Here is a 16,817-nt window from a genome sequence, read left to right as displayed (position 1 = left end):
GCAAATTTATGATGCAAAGCATGGCGCGCCTTCAAGAACGCGCCGCCGGGGAGTTGGCAATGAGTTCGCTGAAGACGATTGGTATTATCGGCGCGGGCCAGATGGGCTGCGGTATTGCCCACGTGTCCGCCTTGGCCGGCTACAAGGTTCACATCTACGATCTGTCGCAGGATCGCATCGAAAGCGGCCTTGCCACCATCAACGGCAACCTTGCCCGGCACGTCGCTTCCGGCAAGATGAGCGACGAGGACCGCAAGGCGGCGTTGTCGCACATCACCGGCTCCTCCGATCTCAACGACCTTGCCCACGTCGATCTCGCAATCGAGGCCGCGACTGAGGACGAAAGCGTCAAGCGCAAGATCTACGCTCAGGTCTGTCCGATCCTGAAGCCCGAGGCGATCCTCGCCACCAACACCTCATCGCTGTCGATCACGCGGCTCGCATCCGCGACCGACCGGCCGGAACGCTTCATGGGCATCCATTTCATGAACCCGGTGCCGGTGATGAAGCTGGTCGAGCTAGTGCGCGGCATCGCCACCGAGGAATCGACCTTCTCCGCCGCCAAAGACTACGTCACCTCGCTGGAAAAGACGATCACCGTGGCCGAAGACTTCCCGGCCTTCATCGTCAACCGCATCCTGCTGCCGATGATCAACGAGGCGATCTATACGCTTTATGAAGGCGTCGGCACCGTCGATGCCATCGACACCGCCATGCGGCTCGGCGCCAACCACCCGATGGGCCCGCTGCAGCTCGCCGATTTCATTGGCCTCGACACCTGCCTGTCGATCATGCAGGTGCTGCATGACGGGCTCGCCGACTCCAAGTATCGCCCCTGCCCGCTGCTGGTGAAATATGTCGAAGCCGGCTGGCTCGGACGCAAATCCGGCCGTGGCTTCTACGACTATCGCGGCGAAGTGCCGGTTCCGACACGGTAGAATACCTCGCCCCCAATGGGGGTCTGAAGGACGGGTTGAGACCTGTGGCTCAACCCCGGCAAAGGTCGCGCGAAAGCGCGTGGTGAGGGGACGTTACCGGGAAGCCAAAACCGATGCGCGGTACTCGTTGGCGCGCCGCTCCAGAAGCAGCTCAAACGATCGTTTGATTCTATTCACATGCGGCGTCTTATACTCAAAGCGCTCATTGTGAATGTGGATCAGCATCGAGGCGTTGACCTCGAAAATCACCACCCTGCCCTGGGAATCGAGCGAACAATCGATACCAAAATAATCGAGACCGATCTGACGGCGGATGGCATCGAGGGCCGCCATGCCTTCTAGCCCGAAGACGCTGCCGGGATCGTTCAGAAAGGCCTCTTCCTCTTTGCGCATCCACTCGACGTCGGACATGCGCGTCGTGACATGATGCACCTTCCAGCCATCACCGATGGCCAGGTGATAGGGAAGTATCTCATCTCCGACGAAGACGAAGCGGTACTTGCGGAAAAGCCTGTCGGGTGAACTGTAGTTGACGAAATCCGTCAGATAGAGGGTCTGCTCTCCGGCGTCCTCGGCAAAGCTCAGCAGGGCGCCGGCATCCGCCACCAGTTCCATCATATCGCCGCCATGCTTGCCGGTATGACGCACGATCACCGGAAAGGCGCCGGTGTCGCCGTCACGCACCCGCCGGCACAGATCTTTGGCCTCGATACGAATGGTCGTCGGCATGACCGCGTTCGCAACGCTGCTCAGGCGTCGCGAGATGGATTCGCGATCCGTCGCCAACATCAGCCGCGGGTGATTGACGACCGGCCTTTCCAGGGAATCGGCAACATCGATGGCAGACGCCATCACATCGAGCCCAAAATCAGTGTCCGAAACGAGATTGACGATGACATCAACCCGATCGCTGCGGACTTGCGGGTCATTGCGATAACCACGCAAGATAAAGATCACCTCCGTGTCGAAGTAACTGTCTCTGATCAGATCCTCATAGGGCGTGTTGCCAGCTTCGGGTGAGAAGAGCAGCAGCACTCGAAACTTTGCTGGCCTTTTCGCCGCCGGATAGTTGCGGACGACGCCCATCTCGGCGACCGCCAGAAAACAAACATGCGCCGCCGCCGGATTTCCAAGCTTGAGCTCAAACTTTCCGCAAAGCATCAATGCTTCGCGATCGGTCGGCTCGACACGCAGCGCCCGTTGCGCCGTAGCTAGGCCCTCGCGCCAGCGACCGGTCGCCTCCAGCGCCTGCGCCTTGTTGCAGAGGCAGCGAAAATCCTCGGGAAAGCGCGACAATCCTTTGTCATAGGCTGCTATCGCCCTGTCGAAATCGCCGGATTTCTGGAGAATATCGCCAAGCCGCGACCACGATGTTGGGTCTTCGGGCGACTGATGGCAGTTGCGCAAGGCTTCTTGTATGGCTTCCGGCACATTGCGCAGCGACTCTACGACCTGGCTGCGCTTGGAAAAAGCCAGGCTGTAATCGCTCTTGAGAGCGATTGCCCGCTCGAGACTCGAAAGCGCTTCGACCGAGCGCCCCACCTCCTCAAGCACGACACCATGGTTGTACCAGGATGCCGCGTCATCCGGCTGCGCGGCAACCACTCTCTCATAGCACTGCAGCGCCCGCGCAAGATCGCCGGTGTTTTGACATGCCATGCCAAGACCTGACATCGCATGTATGTAATCGGGTTTGAGGCGGAGCGCTGTTTCGAACCAAACGATGGCATCCTGCGGCCTGTCGACGTTCAGCAGCAAGAAACCCAGCGTATTGGACGCGATCGGTTCACGGCTGACAAGCTCGCCAGCCGATAGAAACAGATTGATAGCATCCTCGTAGCTGCCAGCACCCATCAAGGTCGCAGCCTGGATCAGGATGGAGGGAAGCGCTGATGCATCGGGCAGAGTATGGGCCGGAGACTGATTCATCTGGATCGATTTTCAAACAGAGAACGGGTTGGGCGATTGCCCTAGTCTCTCATCCGGGCCTTACCCGAGGATGACCCCGTATTCGATCAGATCCAAATCTCGTGTCTCACGATGCGCGCAAACGGCCTCACAGCGCTATCGCAGCCTTCACCAGGCTCTTTGCGTCCTCGCTGTCCCATGCCGCCGGCCCGTTCATGGCCGAGACGAGGCAGCCCTTGCCGTCGATCAGCAGCGTCACCGGCAGGCCGAAAGCAAGGCCCTGCTTCTTCAGCGCATTGAAGACGCCCATGGTGCTGTCACGATAATAGCCGAGCTTGTCGATGCCGTAATCCGTGCGGAACGTCTTCGGCTTTTCGTCGTCGCCCGTATCGATATTGACGGCGACGACCTCGAACTTGTCATTGCCCAAGCTTTTCTGCAACGCGTTCAGCGCCGGCATTTCTTCGCGGCACGGCACGCACCATGTCGCCCAGACATTGAGAAGCAAGGTCTTGCCGGAGAAACTGCCGACCGACAGCGGCTGGCCGTCCGGCCCCTTGAAGGCAACATTCTGCAGCGAGATCGGCGTCTGCGGCGCAGCCATGGCAGCGACCTGACCCTTGGTAAAGGGCGTCAAAGCTGCGGCGCGATCCTTTGCCGTATCGCATTGCCCGGATGAGGCCGTTTCACCAACGCCATTGCCATACCCCGCCTCCTTCACGTATACCGCTGCCGCGCCCGCAATAACCCCAGCGACGGCGGCAAGCAGAACGAGTTTCATAGACGGCAGACCGAACGGCTTCTTTGCTGTCATTACATTCTCCAGGTAGGCATCTCATGGCTGACGGCACGGACACCAAATCCTCCAACCAGATGTGGGGCGGACGTTTCGCCTCCGGCCCCGCGGCGATCATGGAGGAGATAAATGCATCGATCGGTTTCGACAAGAAGCTGTTTGCACAGGATATCCGCGGCTCCATCGCCCATGCCGGCATGCTCGCTCATCAAGGCATCATTTCCACCGAGGATAAAGACAAGATCGTTCACGGCCTGAACACGATCCTGTCAGAGATCGAGAGCGGCAATTTCGAATTTTCCCGCCGCCTCGAAGACATCCACATGAATGTCGAAGCACGGCTCGCGACGCTGATCGGCCCGGCCGCCGGAAGGCTGCACACCGCCCGTTCGCGGAACGACCAAGTGGCGCTCGATTTCCGCCTCTGGGTCAAGGAAGAGCTGCAGAAATGCGAACAGGCGCTGACTGATCTCATCGCCGCCTTCCTCGACCGCGCCGAAGAACATGCCGAGAGTGTCATGCCCGGCTTCACCCATCTACAGACGGCACAGCCCGTCACCTTCGGCCATCATTGCATGGCCTATGTCGAAATGTTCGGCCGCGACCGCTCGCGCGTGCGCCACGCCATCGAGCACATGGACGAATCCCCGATCGGCGCGGCAGCCCTTGCCGGCACCGGCTTCCCGATCGATCGCCACATGACCGCAAAGGCGCTCGGCTTCCGTGAGCCGACGCGCAATTCGATCGACACCGTTTCCGACCGCGATTTCGCCATCGAATTCCTGTCGATCGCCGCCATCGCCGGCATGCACCTATCGCGGCTCGCCGAGGAAATCGTCATCTGGTCGACGCCGCAGTTCGGCTTCGTGCGCCTCTCCGACGCCTTCTCCACCGGCTCCTCCATCATGCCGCAGAAGAAGAACCCGGATGCCGCCGAGCTCGTGCGCGCCAAGACCGGCCGTATCAACGGCTCGCTGGTAGCGCTCCTGACCATCATGAAGGGCCTGCCGCTCGCCTATTCCAAGGACATGCAGGAAGACAAGGAACAGGTGTTCGACGCCGCCGAAAGCCTGGAACTGGCGATTGCCGCCATGACCGGCATGGTGCGCGACATGACAATCAACACCGCCCGCATGAAGGCGGCAGCCGGCTCCGGCTATTCGACCGCCACCGATCTTGCCGACTGGCTGGTGCGCGAAGCGGGCTTGCCTTTCCGTGACGCCCATCACGTCACCGGTCGCGCCGTTGCACTCGCCGAGAGCAAGTCCTGCGATCTTGCCCAACTATCGCTCGAAGAACTGCAGGCGATCCACCCGGCGATTACGGCCAACATCTTCGACGTTCTGACCGTCGAGGCCTCGGTCGCCAGCCGCAAGAGCTACGGTGGCACGGCGCCGTCGGAGGTACGCAAGCAGATCGCCTTCTGGCGTGCTCGCAACTGAGAAAATCGCCGAAAATCACAATCAACAATCAGGGTGCACAAGGCCCGGAAACTTCGCTATGAAGGACTGCTTCCGCGTTTGCCGCCCAAGAGGATTTCGATGCAGATCAACATGCCGCATATCATCCGCCTGGCCGTCGTGCTTTCGGTCATCGGCCTTGCCGTCGTCGGATGTGGCCGCAAGGGCGATCTTGATCCGCCAAGTGCAGCGGCAACCAAGGGCGGTGACGTCTCCAAGCCGACGAAACAGCCGGGCACCGAGGACAAGAAGTTCCTCCTCGATCCGCTTCTCTAAACAGGCCTCGACCGTGAACCATTTTCAATATCGCGACGGCATTCTCTACGCCGAGGACGTTCCCGTTCCGGAAATCGCCAAGGCGGTCGGCACGCCATTCTACGTCTATTCGACGGCAACCCTCGAGCGTCACTACCGCGTCTTCTCCGAAGCCTTCGGCGATGTCGACGCCATGGTCTGCTATGCGATGAAGGCCAATTCCAACCAGGCGGTGCTGAAGACCCTCGGCCGGCTCGGCGCCGGCGTCGACGTCGTGTCCGTCGGCGAACTGCATCGTGCTCTGGCCGCCGGCATCCCGGCAAGCCGCATCATGTTCTCCGGCGTCGGCAAGACTGCTGAGGAGATGGATGTGGCGCTTGAAGCCGGCATTTACTGCTTCAACGTCGAATCCGAGCCGGAACTGGAAGTGCTGAACCAGCGCGCCGTCCGCGCCGGTAAGGTCGCTCCCGTTTCCTTCCGCATCAATCCCGACGTCGATGCCCGCACGCATGCGAAGATTTCGACCGGCAAGAAGGAAAACAAGTTCGGCATCTCGTGGGAGCGTGCCCGCGCCGTCTACGGCCGCGCCGCCAATTTGCCGGGCATCAAGGTCACCGGCATCGACATGCATATCGGCAGCCAGATCACCGAGCTGCAACCCTTCGAGGACGCCTTCAAGCTGCTGCGCGATCTCGTCGAGACGCTGCGCGGCGACGGCCACGATATCCACCATGTCGATATCGGCGGCGGCCTCGGCATTCCCTACCGCGACGACAACGATCCGCCGCCGGCGCCGGAAGCCTATGCCCACATCGTCAAGAATCAGTTGAGCGGCCTGAGCTGCAAGATCGTCACCGAGCCCGGCCGCCTGATCGTCGGCAATGCCGGCATCCTGGTGACCGAGGTGATCTACGTGAAGGATGGCGGCCACAAGACTTTCGTCATTGTTGACGGCGCCATGAACGACCTGATCCGCCCGACGCTTTACGAGGCCTATCACGAAATTCGTGCCGTCGAGATCACCGCCGCCAATGCCCCGCGCATCAAGGCCGACGTCGTCGGCCCGGTCTGCGAGACCGGCGACTATTTGGCGCTCGACCGTGAAATGGCGATGCCGAAGCCCGGCGATCTGCTGGCCGTCAGCTCCGGCGGCGCTTATGGCGCGGTGCAGGCCGGCACCTATAACAGCCGGCTTCTGGTGCCCGAAGTGTTGGTCAAGGGCAGCAAATTCCATGTCATTCGGCCGCGCAAGACCTATGACGAGCTGATTGGCCTCGATTCGATCCCGCCCTGGTTCGACGTGTGAGTTCGGAAATCCGAGCCGATTTTCGATGAAATTCACGCGCTATGCCCGACCAAAGAGCTTGATCACGTTTCGGCGAAATCCGATGAAAAAGCGGCCTTCACCACCGCTTGCCCTCGTCTTCGCCACAAAGAATGTTATCTTCCTGTGAAAGGCGTCTCGCCGGGCGCCATGATTGCGGGCCGATGCGACGCCCCAGCGTCTCCAACAGAGAGATAGCCATCAACGTCAGATCGGGGAGAAAACCGGACCGATGACCAGCCCCAGCAACCTCAAGAAGGGCGCGCTCGCCACCCGTCCGGCGCTGGCGCGGCTGGTTGCGGTCAAGCGTCTCTTTGCGCGGCTGGTCCTGACATCCGAACAAATCTTGCCCCTGCTGCTGGTGCCGCTTTCGATCCTGGCTCTTTTCCTGTCTGCAGCCTGGTTCGGTATTTTCCGCATCGCCCCGGATGTTCTGCGCCTCGGCCTGCTTGCCGTTTTCGCCATCGCCTTCGCCGTCTCCATTTTCCCCTTCCGCCGCCTGCGCTGGCCGACGGTCGCCGAAGCCGACCGGATGCTGGAGGAGCGTAACGGCCTCGCCCATCAGCCGGTCACCGTGCAGGAGGACGAGCCAGCCTTCGACACGCCCTTTGCCCGGGCGCTGTGGCGGGAGCATCAGGTGCGCATGGCGGCGCGGATCGCCGCTCTGGACGCCGGCCTGCCACGTCCTGACATCGCCCGCTACGACCGCTTCGCACTTCGCACCATTCCTGCGCTGCTGCTGGTGACGGCATTCAGCTTTTCCATGTCCAACGGCGGCGGCTCGCTGACCGATGCCTTCACCGCTCCGGCCGTGACGTCCGTCAATCCGGATCTGCGCGTCGATGCCTGGGTGACGCCGCCCTATTATACCGGTGAGGCGCCCGTCTACCTGACGGGCAGTGCCGCCAATACCGGTGACAGCGTCAACGTACCGCAATTCTCCGAACTGACCGTGCGCGTCACCGGCGCTACAACGGACGAGAAGGTACTGTTTCAGGCCGCCGGCAGCGACAATGACGCCGAGATTCCCGAGCAGGCCGCGGATGCGAGCAAGCAGCCGGCAAACGGCAATGCCGCCACGCCTCCGACCGTACAACCGGTGTCGAATAACGCCGCCGCCCCGGCCGGCACCGACGCCATGGTCGCCCGCACCCATGTGCTGAAGCTCGAAAAGGGCGGCAAGCTCACCGTCAACGGGAAATCCTGGTCTTTCAAAGTCGTCGCCGACAAGCCGCCAGAAATCGCCTTCGACGGCATTCCGCACGCAACCGCCAACGGCGCGCTCGAAATCGGCTTCAAAGTCAAGGATGACTACGGCGTCGAAGAGGCCCATGCCGAAATCGTGCCTGTCGAGACCGATCCCCAGGCGACGCCCCTCTATGGCCTGCCGGAATACAGGCTGGAGATTTCGCGCCGCGACCGCCGCAACGGCAAGGGGCTGGCAAACCACGACCTGACGCAGGACCCGCTTGCCGGCAAGCAGGTGCGTATCACCCTCGTCGCGCGTGACGGCGCTGGTCAGACCGGCCGCAGCGCGCCCTATGAAATGACCCTCCCCTCGCGCAATTTCAGCGAGCCACTCGCCGCCGCCGTTGCCGAGGAACGCCAGATTTTTGCGCTGGATACCCGCAAGATGCCCGAGGCGATTGAACTCAATCAATCGCTGACGATCCGCCCGAACGAGACGATCCCCGATCTCGGCAATTACCTGCTGCTCAAATCGGCGCTGACACGCATGAAGCTCGCTCACGGCGATATCGCGCTGAAGGATACCGCCGACTACCTGTGGCAGATCGCGCTCGGCATGGAAGACGCGCAACTGACCGATGCGGAGAAGGCCCTTCGCGACGCGCAGCAGAAGCTATCCGAGGCTCTGCAGCGCAATGCCTCCGACGCCGAGATCAAGAAGCTGACGGACGAACTGCGCAAGGCGATGAACGACTATATGAAGGAGCTCGCCGAGCGCATGAAGAACATGCCGGCGCAGCCGAACCAGAAGTCGGCCAACATTCTGCGCCAGCAGGATCTGCAGCGGATGATGGACCAGATTGAAAATCTCGCCCGCTCCGGCAATCGTGAAGCGGCGCAGCAGATGCTTTCCGAACTGCAGCAGATGATGAACAACCTGCAGGCAGGCAGGCCGCAGCGCGGCCAGAACCAGCAGCAGGGCGAAGCCAACGACAAGATGCGCCAGCAGATGGACAAGCTCGGCCGCATCCTGCGCGACCAGCAGAAGCTGATGGAGCAGACCTTCAAGCTCGACCAGGCCATGCGCGACCGCATGCAGCGCGGCGATCCCAACGAGGATGGCGACGATGCGCTGAACCAGCCTATGCCGGATCTGAATGATCCGACGCAGCAGGACCAAGGGCAGCAGGATCAGGGCCAACGGGATCGGCAGCAAGGCCAGAACCAGCAGGGCCAAAATCAGCAAGGCCAACAACAGGGCCAAAAGCAGCAGGACGGCAATCAGACGGACAACATGACCGCCGATCAACTGCGCGATGCCCTGAAGCAATTGCGCAAGCAGCAGGATGAACTCGGCAAGCAGCTCGGCGAACTGCAAAAGGACCTGGGCTCCATGGGCATGAAGCCGAACCAGAATTACGGCAAGGCCCAACAGGAAATGAAGGGCGCCTCCGGAGACCTCGCCCAGGGCAACGGCGAAGCCGCCGTACAGGGCCAGGGCCGCGCCCTCGACGCACTGCGCAAGGGTACACGCGACATGATGAATCAGCTTATGGCGCAGATGCAACAGCAGCAGGGTCAGGGCCAGGGGCAGCAGCAAGGTCAGGCCGGCCAGGGTAATCAGAACGGCCGCGATCCGCTTGGCCGTCTGCGCAATGGCGACCCCTTCGGCGACGACGCCAATGAGAATAAGGTGCCCGATCGCATCGATCCACAGCGCGCCCGCGAAATCCTGGATGCGATCCGCGAGCGGCTGAGCAACAATCCGTCATTGTCGGAAGAACGGCGTTATCTCGAACGCCTACTCAATTTGGGCCAATAAGGGGTCACCCCCGCTTCGCCGCTATCGGCGAAGCCTATTCCGATGATCTTGCCGCTTAGGCAGCAAGCGCGCGGGCAACCGCCTTGCGGATATCCGGCAAAGCGAAGGGCTTGGAAACGACATCGACGATCTTTTCCATGAGATCGTCGGCGCGTTCGCGCTGTTCCGCATAGCCGGTCATCAAGAGGATCTTCATGCCAGGGCAAGTCGAGGCAGCCTGATGCGCCAATTCGATGCCGTCCATCACCGGCATGCGGATATCGGAGAGCAGCAGGTCGTAAGCGCCCTGCTTCAGTTTTTCCAAACCTTCGGCGCCATCGGCCGCCTCTTCGGTCTCGTGGCCGTCCAAGCGCAGGGCTCGGGCGACAAAGGTGCGAAGAGAATCTTCGTCTTCCGTGATCAGAATTTTTGCCATGGTCTATGCTCCGTGGTCCGTCATGTTCCGCGACCGAAATCACCAGAATTCCGTTTGCGATAGGTAAACGACGGTGGTGCGATGCGGCTCCGTGGTTAATGAGTCGTCATCGCTGGAGCGTATTGGGACAGATTGCGAGAGCATCGGATTGTCCCAAAACCGGTAGCCATTTCTGGCTCCGAAATCTCAGGCGTCCCCGGTTACCACGCCAACAAAGGGCAGTTCGCGGAAAGCATAGGCGACGTCCATGCCGTAGCCGACGACGAAATAGTCGGGGCATTCGAAACCGACATAGTCGGCCTCCAGCTCTTCCTGGCGCTTGACGCTCTTGTCGAGTAGCACCGCGAGCGTGACGTGGCGGGCGCCGCGCTCGTAGAGCAATTCCTTGGCGAATCGCAGCGTGCGGCCGGATTCCAAGATGTCGTCGATCAGCAGCACATCGCGATCCCTGACATCGCTGTCGATGTCCTTGACGATGCGCACGCCCTGGGAGACCGTGCCCGCGCCGTAGCTCGAGAGCGTGATGAACTCGACTTCCGGCGCCAACCCCGTCTCATGCAGCGCACGCAGCAGATCGGCGGCAAAAATGAACGAGCCCTTGAGAATGGCGATGACGAGGAGATCCTTCGTCGGGCCGCTGGCGATTTCCTGCGCCATGGCGTGGTTGCGCTCGGCGATCTGTTCGGCGGTGAAAAGCGGCTCGATATTCTTCCCGCGTACGACAGGCATTGATTGGCATGCTCCATGGCTGTTGCGGCGCTTCTCCGCCGATCAAGCTCTAGGCCCTAGCACAATCCAGGGGGCCGACACACCCCCTAGGGCATAAAGGAAAGGCGAACATCCGGCATTTTTCCACCGGGATGCTGTAATCGCGTAGAAAATCCGCGGCTTTCGTGCGGTCCGATGCGATTGACCGGCGGGTTCACCACGACGCTTGTCAGCAACTGACCGCCGGAAAAGATATCGGCGCGGACGGACGGCACCGAGAACGTGGCGCCGGTCTCATTCTCGATGATGCCGTTGACGGTGACCACCCGCATGCCGTTCTCGTCATGCGGCGTCAGCGTCACATGCGAGAACTGCAGCGGCTCCGACGTCGCCTGTGCCGGCGTGCCTGATAGCCCTGAGAAACCACCGGCAAGTCCGAAGACCAGGATGGCCAGAGCAACGATGAGCGCCACGAAACTGCGGCGCGACGCCTGCTGCAGCCAACCCTCGGCAAGGCGCAGGCTCGTGAATGCATGACGGAGAGTGCCCTTAGCAGCCGGCCGCGACGATTGCCCGGGACGGGAAGCCCTGTCGCGGGTGTTGCTGGTCGACGCGGTCCTGATGCGGCTGGGGATGACCGTCACGAACTCGGCGTCGACGACATCTTCCTTCGGCCCGAAGCGGCGCGATAGTCCCGAACCCAGTGCGCGTTCGGGCGGCAGCAGGTCATAGATCAATCCCGCCTGTTGCTGGCGGTGGCGAAAAGTGCCCATGGCGACCTCCCTTTCCGGTGATCCACATGGTTTCCACGCCCATCTGAATTCTGGGCATTGAAACGAATCCTGCCCAGTCGTAAATTTTAATGGTTAATGCTTCGCAAAGATCGCCATGAATCGGGCGCCTTTCCAGCAAAATTTACCGGCTGTTAACGGCCTTGGTTAACAAGTCGCCTGATTGAACACTGCGGAAGAGTGGACTGCCCGTTGATTCATTTTGAGAACGTCGGTTTGCGCTATGGTATGGGCCCGGAAATCCTCCGCGACCTGACCTTCGACATTCCGAAAAAATCGTTCCAGTTCCTGACGGGACCTTCTGGCGCCGGCAAGACGACGTTGCTTCGGCTTCTCTTCATGTCGCTGCAGCCGACCCGCGGACTGATCCGCATGTTCGATCGTGAGATTTCCTCGATCCCGCGCAACGAACTGCCGCTCCTGCGCCGCCGCGTCGGCATCGTCTTCCAGGATTTCCGGCTGCTGGAACATCTGACGACCTACGAAAACGTCGCCCTCCCCCTGCGCGTGCGCGGCAAGGAGGAAAGCTCCTATCGTACCGACGTATTGGAGCTGTTGAAATGGGTCGGCCTCGGCGAACGCATCAATGTATTGCCGCCGGTGCTGTCAGGCGGCGAGAAGCAGCGCGCCGCCATTGCCCGCGCCCTGATCGATCGCCCGGAAATCCTGCTTGCCGACGAGCCGACCGGCAATGTCGATCCGCCCATGGCGCGGCGGCTGCTCAACCTGTTCCTCGAACTCAACCGCCTCGGCACGGCGGTCGTCATCGCCACGCACGACCTCACCCTCATGGATCAGATCGAGGCCCGGCGCATGATTCTATCGGGAGGGCATCTCGATATCTATGACTGAGCCCACCCCACGCAGAAGAGCCTCGAATGCCGAGGCTGCCAACAACAAGGAAAGACCCGTCGCATCTCCGCCGGAGAGGAGACGGCCGGAAATGCGCGTCCGCCCAACCGGACCGATCGTGCCGTCCTCCAACATCCAGGGCAATGCGCTGATCGTCGTCATCGCCATCATGGCGTTCCTTGCCTGTCTGACGCTCGGCGCCGTCAGCATGGTGCGTTCGACGGCGGCAAGCTGGGAAAGCCAGATTTCCCGTGAGATCACCATCCAGATCAAGCCGGACGACAATCTCGACATGGACAAAGCGCTCGCCAGCGCCCGCGATATCGCACTCGGTTTCGTCGGCACCAAAAGTGGCCAGATCGTCGACGAGGCGGCGACGGCGCGACTGCTCGAACCCTGGCTCGGCGCTGGGCTCGACCTCAAAGAGCTGCCCGTCCCCCGCCTGGTGATCATCACCATCGACGAAACGCATCCCCCCGATTTCGAGGCGATGCGCAACCTTCTCAAGGACCAAATTCCGCAGGCGACGCTGGATGATCACCGCACCTGGGTCGATCGGCTCGTCTCGATGGCGCATACCACCGTTCTCATCGGCACCGGCGTGCTGCTCCTGGTTTTCACCGCCATGGTGCTGACCGTGGTTTTTGCCACGCGCGGCGCGCTCTCGAGCAATCGCCACATCGTCGAGGTGCTGCACTTCGTCGGCGCCGAGAGCACCTTCGTCGCCACCGAATTCCAGAAGCATTTCCTGAAGATCAGCCTGAAGGGTTCGGCAGCCGGCAGCGCGCTTGCCGCCTTTTTCTTCGCCAGCGCCGGCTTTCTGCAAAGCCGCACGATCGCCACGCCGCAAACCGATCAGGCAACCGCTCTGTTCGGCACATTTTCGGTTGGCGCGCTTGGCTATCTCGGCATTCTCGCCACGATGATCATCATCGCCCTGCTCACCACGATCACGGCGCGCTTTACCGTCATGCGCACCATTTACGAGATCGATTTGATCCGCTCCGACCCGGGGAGGACCGAAACTGTGCAGAATTGACGCTACGGCGACGATTTTTTACGATCTAATAGCCTGCTACTTGCCGCAATTAGCGCATAATGACGAATCATGAGCATGGACCTGACGACTCGCAAGGCAGTGAGCTCGCAGACGTTGCGGGAGCAATCCCGCAGCGACAGGCCTGTGCGGCGCAGCCTCTTCCGCCGGTTCTTGCGCTGGGGCGGCTTCGGCTTCATCATCCTTGTCGCTATTGTCTTCGGCGGCTTCCTGCATTTCGCCGATTCGATCACCACGCTAAAGCCACCACTGGAACCGAAGGCGGATGCCATTGTCGTGCTGACCGGCGGTTATCAGCGCATAGGGCAGGCGGTGGAATTGCTGCGCACCGGCGCCGGCAATCGGCTATTGATCTCCGGCGTCCATCCGACCACCACGCCGTCGCAAATCCGCAGGCTGACCCAAAGCCCCGTCAGCCTCTTCAATTGCTGCGTCGATGTCGGCTATGACGCCCTCGACACCATCGGCAATGCCCGCGAGGCCGCGAAATGGATTCACGCCCGCGGCTACAAGAGCATATTGGTGGTGACCAACAATTATCACATGCCGCGCAGCCTGGCCGAGCTGAAATATGTCGATCCGGCCACGGATTTCATTCCCTATCCGGTGGTCAATTCCGATCTCAAGACCACGAACTGGTTCACAGATCCCAATGCGCTGCGCACCATGCTCTCCGAATACGTTAAGGTACTTCTCGCCGGCGCCCGCAATCTCACGGGGCTCGGACGCCCGCTCGGCCTGCGCTCGCGGGAGACGGACGACGATCCGAGCTAAGATCGTCGGCGAAACGCGACCGACTTTTTATTGACAGCGTAATCGTGTAGGCAAGGCTTCAGATGCTGGCGAAAGCCGGCGTGTTGGGAAAGCCTTGATGATCACTCTGCGTTCGATCCTGTTCAATACGACCTTCTATGCCAACCTGATCATTCGCATGATCGTGCTTTCACCGATCTATTTCCTGATGCCGCGCAAGGCCGGCTATGCGATCCCCAAGGCCTGGGCAAAATCCAGCGTCTGGCTGATGGAGAAGATCGTCGGCACCACCTTCGAAATCGAGGGCCTGGAGAATATTCCCGCCGGCAGCTACATCTTCGCCCCAAAGCATCAATCCTTCTGGGATACTTTCGCGTTGCTGCCCTATCTCGACGATCCCGTCTACATTCTGAAGCGGGAGCTGATGTGGATTCCGCTGTTCGGCTGGTATGCGAAGAAACAGCGCATGATCCCGGTTGACCGCAGCGCACGCGGCAAGGTGATGTTCGACGTGCTGAAGCGCACGCGGGAAGAACTGTCCACCGGCCGTCAGTTGATCATCTATCCCGAAGGCACCCGCCGCCCGCCGGGCGCCGAGCCGGTCTACAAATACGGCATCGCCCGCATGTATCGCGATCTCGATATCCCCGTCGTCGCCGTAGCCATGCATCCCGGCCTGTTCTGGCCGCGCCGCACCTTCCGCAAATATCCCGGCCATTTCAAGGTACGCATCCTGCCGCCGATTCCGCCGGGCCTGGACCCGGACGCTTTCTTCGCGCGACTGCTTGAGGAGACGGAAAAGGCAAGCGACGAATTGCTGGTCGAAACCATCGCCAACAACCCGCATCTGCCGGTCCCGCCCACAGCGGCAAAACGCCTGGCGGAGATCGCCAAGGCGAAAGTGGCGGCCGCGGTTTAAGCCGGATGCCTTCCGCGCAGTGGGCGATCAGGACGCTTCCCGCATCCGTTCGATCTCGCCCGCCACCTGTTCCAGCCATTGGTCGCGAATGCCCATCTCGCGCAGATGTGTCAGCGTATTGAAGACATAGGCATCGTTCGGCCCGGACTGTCCGACGGCGGAATCGACGATATGGGCGGCTTCTATGGCATCGAGCGTGCCGGCATATTGCTGATGGTCCCGGTCGACAATATAGGCGACGGCGGTTACCCTCCGGCCATCCGCAAGGCGAATGGGCAACGTCTTTTCCAGATAGACGTTGGTGACCAGCTCGCGCTCGCGCAGATAGTTCAGGACCTCGTCCCACTCGGCGGTGGCTATGCTGAATGCCATGCCGCGGCAGGAGCCGCCGCGATCGAGGCCAAGCACCAGGCCGGGGCTGGCCTCCGTACCGCGATGAACCCAGGAATGGACGCAAAGGGAGCGGCGGTAGCCGAAAATCAAGGCCTCTGCTTTTTCAACATAGCTAAAGCCCGGATTCCACATGAGTGATCCGTAGCCAAATACCCAAAATTCGTCCATATCCAACGCCAAATCACTGTGAACACATAGGTTCAACCATTGGAGAACAACATGGCAGCGTCAAGCCAGGGCGTAGCATCCGGCAGAGGCAAACGCATGTGGCTCATCGGGCTGGGGCTGATCGTGATCCTGGCCGGGCTTTATACCGGCGGCTGGTTCTATGCGACCACGATGGTGAAAACGACCGTGCTGAAGGCGCTCGGCGAGCAGAACGCCGCCGGCATCTCGGGCGAATGCAGCGACATGGCCTTCAGCGGCTTTCCCTTCTCCATCGGCCTGTCCTGCACCAAGGTGACTGTCGACGATCATGTAAAGGGCGTTTCCGCCTCCTTCGACAATCTGAATGCCTCGGCGCCGGTCTATCAGCCGAACCATGTCGGCTGGAGCCTGAAATCGCCAGCGGAAATCCGCACCGCGCAGGGTTTGACGGTGTCGGCCGAATGGACTGATCTGCAATCGAACCTCGTCGCCAAGGGCCGCGGTGTCGCGCAGAGCGAGACCGTCATCGATGGGCTGAAGGCCGGCATCGTCTCCTCCTTCACCGGCCAGAGCGCCGACGTGACCGCCGCTCACACCGAAATGCACGCACGCCAGAACGGCGACGACCTGGAACTGGCGATCGGCATCGAAAACGCCACGGCAGTCATCAAGGACTTTCCGCAGACGCTACCGACGGCATCGACGAGCGCCGATATCACCCTGACCGGCAAGGCCGGCCTGCTCGACGGCAGTGACGGACACGGCCTTTATGGCGCCGCCGGCGTTCTCCGTCAGGTGGTGATCGATATCGGCGACGGCCGCGTCATGACGCTTTCCGGCCCCTTCAATTTCGACGATCAGGGCTTTCTCTCCGGCCGGTTCAAACTGGAGATCAATCAGATCGGGCCATGGGGCGACAGCCTGAAGGCGACGATTCCGGCGGCCAAGAACATGATCGACACAGCCACCAAGCTCCTGAAATCGCTCGCAGCCGGCAGTGACAAAGTCTCCGTCGATCTTACGGCCGATCGCGGACGCCTGTCCCTGAGCGGCTTTATCCCGCTCGGGAAGATTCCGCCGATTTAAGCAGG

Annotated in this window: 16 protein-coding genes; 10 read left to right on the top strand and 6 right to left on the bottom strand. The window is 61.1% G+C overall.

What is annotated here, in order from left to right:
• The first annotated feature begins 59 nt into the window (after positions 1-59).
• Positions 60-938 (top strand): 3-hydroxybutyryl-CoA dehydrogenase, encoded by an 879-nt coding sequence (locus QD357_RS14570; RefSeq protein WP_107109921.1) that lies wholly within the window; start codon positions 60-62, stop codon positions 936-938.
• Positions 939-1,031: 93 nt separating this feature from the next.
• Here the strand turns inward: QD357_RS14570 and QD357_RS14565 are convergent, their stop codons facing one another.
• Positions 1,032-2,867, bottom strand: coding sequence for a tetratricopeptide repeat protein (locus QD357_RS14565; RefSeq protein ID WP_107109503.1), 1,836 nt, complete (start codon positions 2,865-2,867; stop codon positions 1,032-1,034).
• Positions 2,868-2,994: 127 nt separating this feature from the next.
• Positions 2,995-3,660: a thiol:disulfide interchange protein TlpA gene (gene tlpA / locus QD357_RS14560; protein WP_107109504.1), complete on the bottom strand. Its 666-nt coding sequence runs from the start codon at positions 3,658-3,660 to the stop codon at positions 2,995-2,997.
• Between the two features lie 23 nt (positions 3,661-3,683).
• Here tlpA and argH point away from each other — a divergent pair, with 23 nt between their 5' ends.
• The 4 genes from argH to QD357_RS14540 all read left to right on the top strand — a co-directional run bounded on the left by argH (position 3,684) and on the right by QD357_RS14540 (position 9,691).
• Positions 3,684-5,084: an argininosuccinate lyase gene (argH, locus tag QD357_RS14555; RefSeq protein ID WP_107109505.1), complete on the top strand. Its 1,401-nt coding sequence runs from the start codon at positions 3,684-3,686 to the stop codon at positions 5,082-5,084.
• 99 nt (positions 5,085-5,183) lie between these two features.
• Entirely contained in the window at positions 5,184-5,378 is a 195-nt protein-coding gene (gene lptM, locus QD357_RS14550) for an LPS translocon maturation chaperone LptM (protein ID WP_107109922.1), read from the top strand.
• A gap of 13 nt (positions 5,379-5,391) precedes the next feature.
• On the top strand, positions 5,392-6,663 hold the full coding sequence (lysA, locus tag QD357_RS14545; RefSeq protein WP_107109506.1) for a diaminopimelate decarboxylase: 1,272 nt from the start codon (positions 5,392-5,394) through the stop codon (positions 6,661-6,663).
• A gap of 250 nt (positions 6,664-6,913) precedes the next feature.
• On the top strand, positions 6,914-9,691 hold the full coding sequence (locus tag QD357_RS14540; RefSeq protein WP_414124473.1) for a TIGR02302 family protein: 2,778 nt from the start codon (positions 6,914-6,916) through the stop codon (positions 9,689-9,691).
• A 55-nt stretch (positions 9,692-9,746) separates the two neighbouring features.
• Here the strand turns inward: QD357_RS14540 and QD357_RS14535 are convergent, their stop codons facing one another.
• The 3 genes from QD357_RS14535 to QD357_RS14525 form a co-directional block, all read right to left on the bottom strand.
• Complete coding sequence (locus QD357_RS14535) at positions 9,747-10,106, bottom strand: response regulator (RefSeq protein WP_028754822.1); 360 nt, start codon at positions 10,104-10,106, stop codon at positions 9,747-9,749.
• 186 nt (positions 10,107-10,292) lie between these two features.
• Positions 10,293-10,835 carry a hypoxanthine phosphoribosyltransferase gene (hpt, locus tag QD357_RS14530; RefSeq protein WP_107109508.1) on the bottom strand — a complete coding sequence of 181 codons (543 nt, stop codon included), beginning with the start codon at positions 10,833-10,835 and terminating at the stop codon, positions 10,293-10,295.
• An 86-nt stretch (positions 10,836-10,921) separates the two neighbouring features.
• Positions 10,922-11,587: an FxLYD domain-containing protein gene (locus QD357_RS14525; protein ID WP_107109509.1), complete on the bottom strand. Its 666-nt coding sequence runs from the start codon at positions 11,585-11,587 to the stop codon at positions 10,922-10,924.
• A gap of 210 nt (positions 11,588-11,797) precedes the next feature.
• Between QD357_RS14525 and ftsE the strand changes: the two genes are divergently transcribed.
• The 4 genes from ftsE (at position 11,798) to QD357_RS14505 (ending at position 15,186) form a co-directional block, all read left to right on the top strand.
• Positions 11,798-12,457, top strand: a complete 660-nt coding sequence (ftsE, locus tag QD357_RS14520; RefSeq protein ID WP_028754819.1) for a cell division ATP-binding protein FtsE — start codon at positions 11,798-11,800, stop codon at positions 12,455-12,457.
• Positions 12,450-13,496, top strand: a complete 1,047-nt coding sequence (locus QD357_RS14515) for a cell division protein FtsX (protein ID WP_414124472.1) — start codon at positions 12,450-12,452, stop codon at positions 13,494-13,496. Before ftsE ends, QD357_RS14515 begins: the two co-directional genes overlap by 8 nt.
• Positions 13,497-13,565: 69 nt before the next feature.
• Positions 13,566-14,288: a YdcF family protein gene (locus tag QD357_RS14510; RefSeq protein WP_107109511.1), complete on the top strand. Its 723-nt coding sequence runs from the start codon at positions 13,566-13,568 to the stop codon at positions 14,286-14,288.
• Positions 14,289-14,385: 97 nt separating this feature from the next.
• Positions 14,386-15,186, top strand: coding sequence for a lysophospholipid acyltransferase family protein (locus tag QD357_RS14505; RefSeq protein ID WP_107109512.1), 801 nt, complete (start codon positions 14,386-14,388; stop codon positions 15,184-15,186).
• A gap of 27 nt (positions 15,187-15,213) precedes the next feature.
• Here QD357_RS14505 and QD357_RS14500 read toward each other — a convergent pair whose 3' ends face one another.
• Positions 15,214-15,747: a gamma-glutamylcyclotransferase gene (locus tag QD357_RS14500; protein ID WP_107109513.1), complete on the bottom strand. Its 534-nt coding sequence runs from the start codon at positions 15,745-15,747 to the stop codon at positions 15,214-15,216.
• Positions 15,748-15,798: 51 nt separating this feature from the next.
• Here QD357_RS14500 and QD357_RS14495 point away from each other — a divergent pair, with 51 nt between their 5' ends.
• Positions 15,799-16,812: a DUF2125 domain-containing protein gene (locus QD357_RS14495; RefSeq protein ID WP_107109514.1), complete on the top strand. Its 1,014-nt coding sequence runs from the start codon at positions 15,799-15,801 to the stop codon at positions 16,810-16,812.
• The last annotated feature ends 5 nt before the right edge of the window (positions 16,813-16,817 follow it).

Origin of the sequence: Rhizobium sp. BR 317 (assembly GCF_047445835.1) — a bacterium.
Lineage (GTDB): Bacteria > Pseudomonadota > Alphaproteobacteria > Rhizobiales > Rhizobiaceae > Rhizobium > Rhizobium paranaense.
The sequence above is the reverse complement of the archived record's forward strand: the minus strand, read 5'-3'. Positions and strand labels throughout refer to the sequence as shown.

Bases quoted from the DNA above. Each gene is read 5' to 3' on its own strand.
- QD357_RS14570 (WP_107109921.1), top strand. From the start codon at position 60: ATGAGTTCGCTGAAGACGATTGGTATTATCGGCGCGGGCCAGATGGGC.
- lptM (WP_107109922.1), top strand. From the start codon at position 5,184: ATGCAGATCAACATGCCGCATATCATCCGCCTGGCCGTCGTGCTTTCG.
- QD357_RS14540 (WP_414124473.1), top strand. From the start codon at position 6,914: ATGACCAGCCCCAGCAACCTCAAGAAGGGCGCGCTCGCCACCCGTCCG.
- tlpA (WP_107109504.1), bottom strand. From the start codon at position 3,660: ATGACAGCAAAGAAGCCGTTCGGTCTGCCGTCTATGAAACTCGTTCTG.
- argH (WP_107109505.1), top strand. From the start codon at position 3,684: ATGGCTGACGGCACGGACACCAAATCCTCCAACCAGATGTGGGGCGGA.
- QD357_RS14535 (WP_028754822.1), bottom strand. From the start codon at position 10,106: ATGGCAAAAATTCTGATCACGGAAGACGAAGATTCTCTTCGCACCTTT.
- QD357_RS14515 (WP_414124472.1), top strand. From the start codon at position 12,450: ATGACTGAGCCCACCCCACGCAGAAGAGCCTCGAATGCCGAGGCTGCC.
- QD357_RS14505 (WP_107109512.1), top strand. From the start codon at position 14,386: ATGATCACTCTGCGTTCGATCCTGTTCAATACGACCTTCTATGCCAAC.
- QD357_RS14495 (WP_107109514.1), top strand. From the start codon at position 15,799: ATGGCAGCGTCAAGCCAGGGCGTAGCATCCGGCAGAGGCAAACGCATG.
- QD357_RS14565 (WP_107109503.1), bottom strand. From the start codon at position 2,867: ATGAATCAGTCTCCGGCCCATACTCTGCCCGATGCATCAGCGCTTCCC.
- QD357_RS14500 (WP_107109513.1), bottom strand. From the start codon at position 15,747: ATGGACGAATTTTGGGTATTTGGCTACGGATCACTCATGTGGAATCCG.
- hpt (WP_107109508.1), bottom strand. From the start codon at position 10,835: ATGCCTGTCGTACGCGGGAAGAATATCGAGCCGCTTTTCACCGCCGAA.
- QD357_RS14510 (WP_107109511.1), top strand. From the start codon at position 13,566: ATGAGCATGGACCTGACGACTCGCAAGGCAGTGAGCTCGCAGACGTTG.
- QD357_RS14525 (WP_107109509.1), bottom strand. From the start codon at position 11,587: ATGGGCACTTTTCGCCACCGCCAGCAACAGGCGGGATTGATCTATGAC.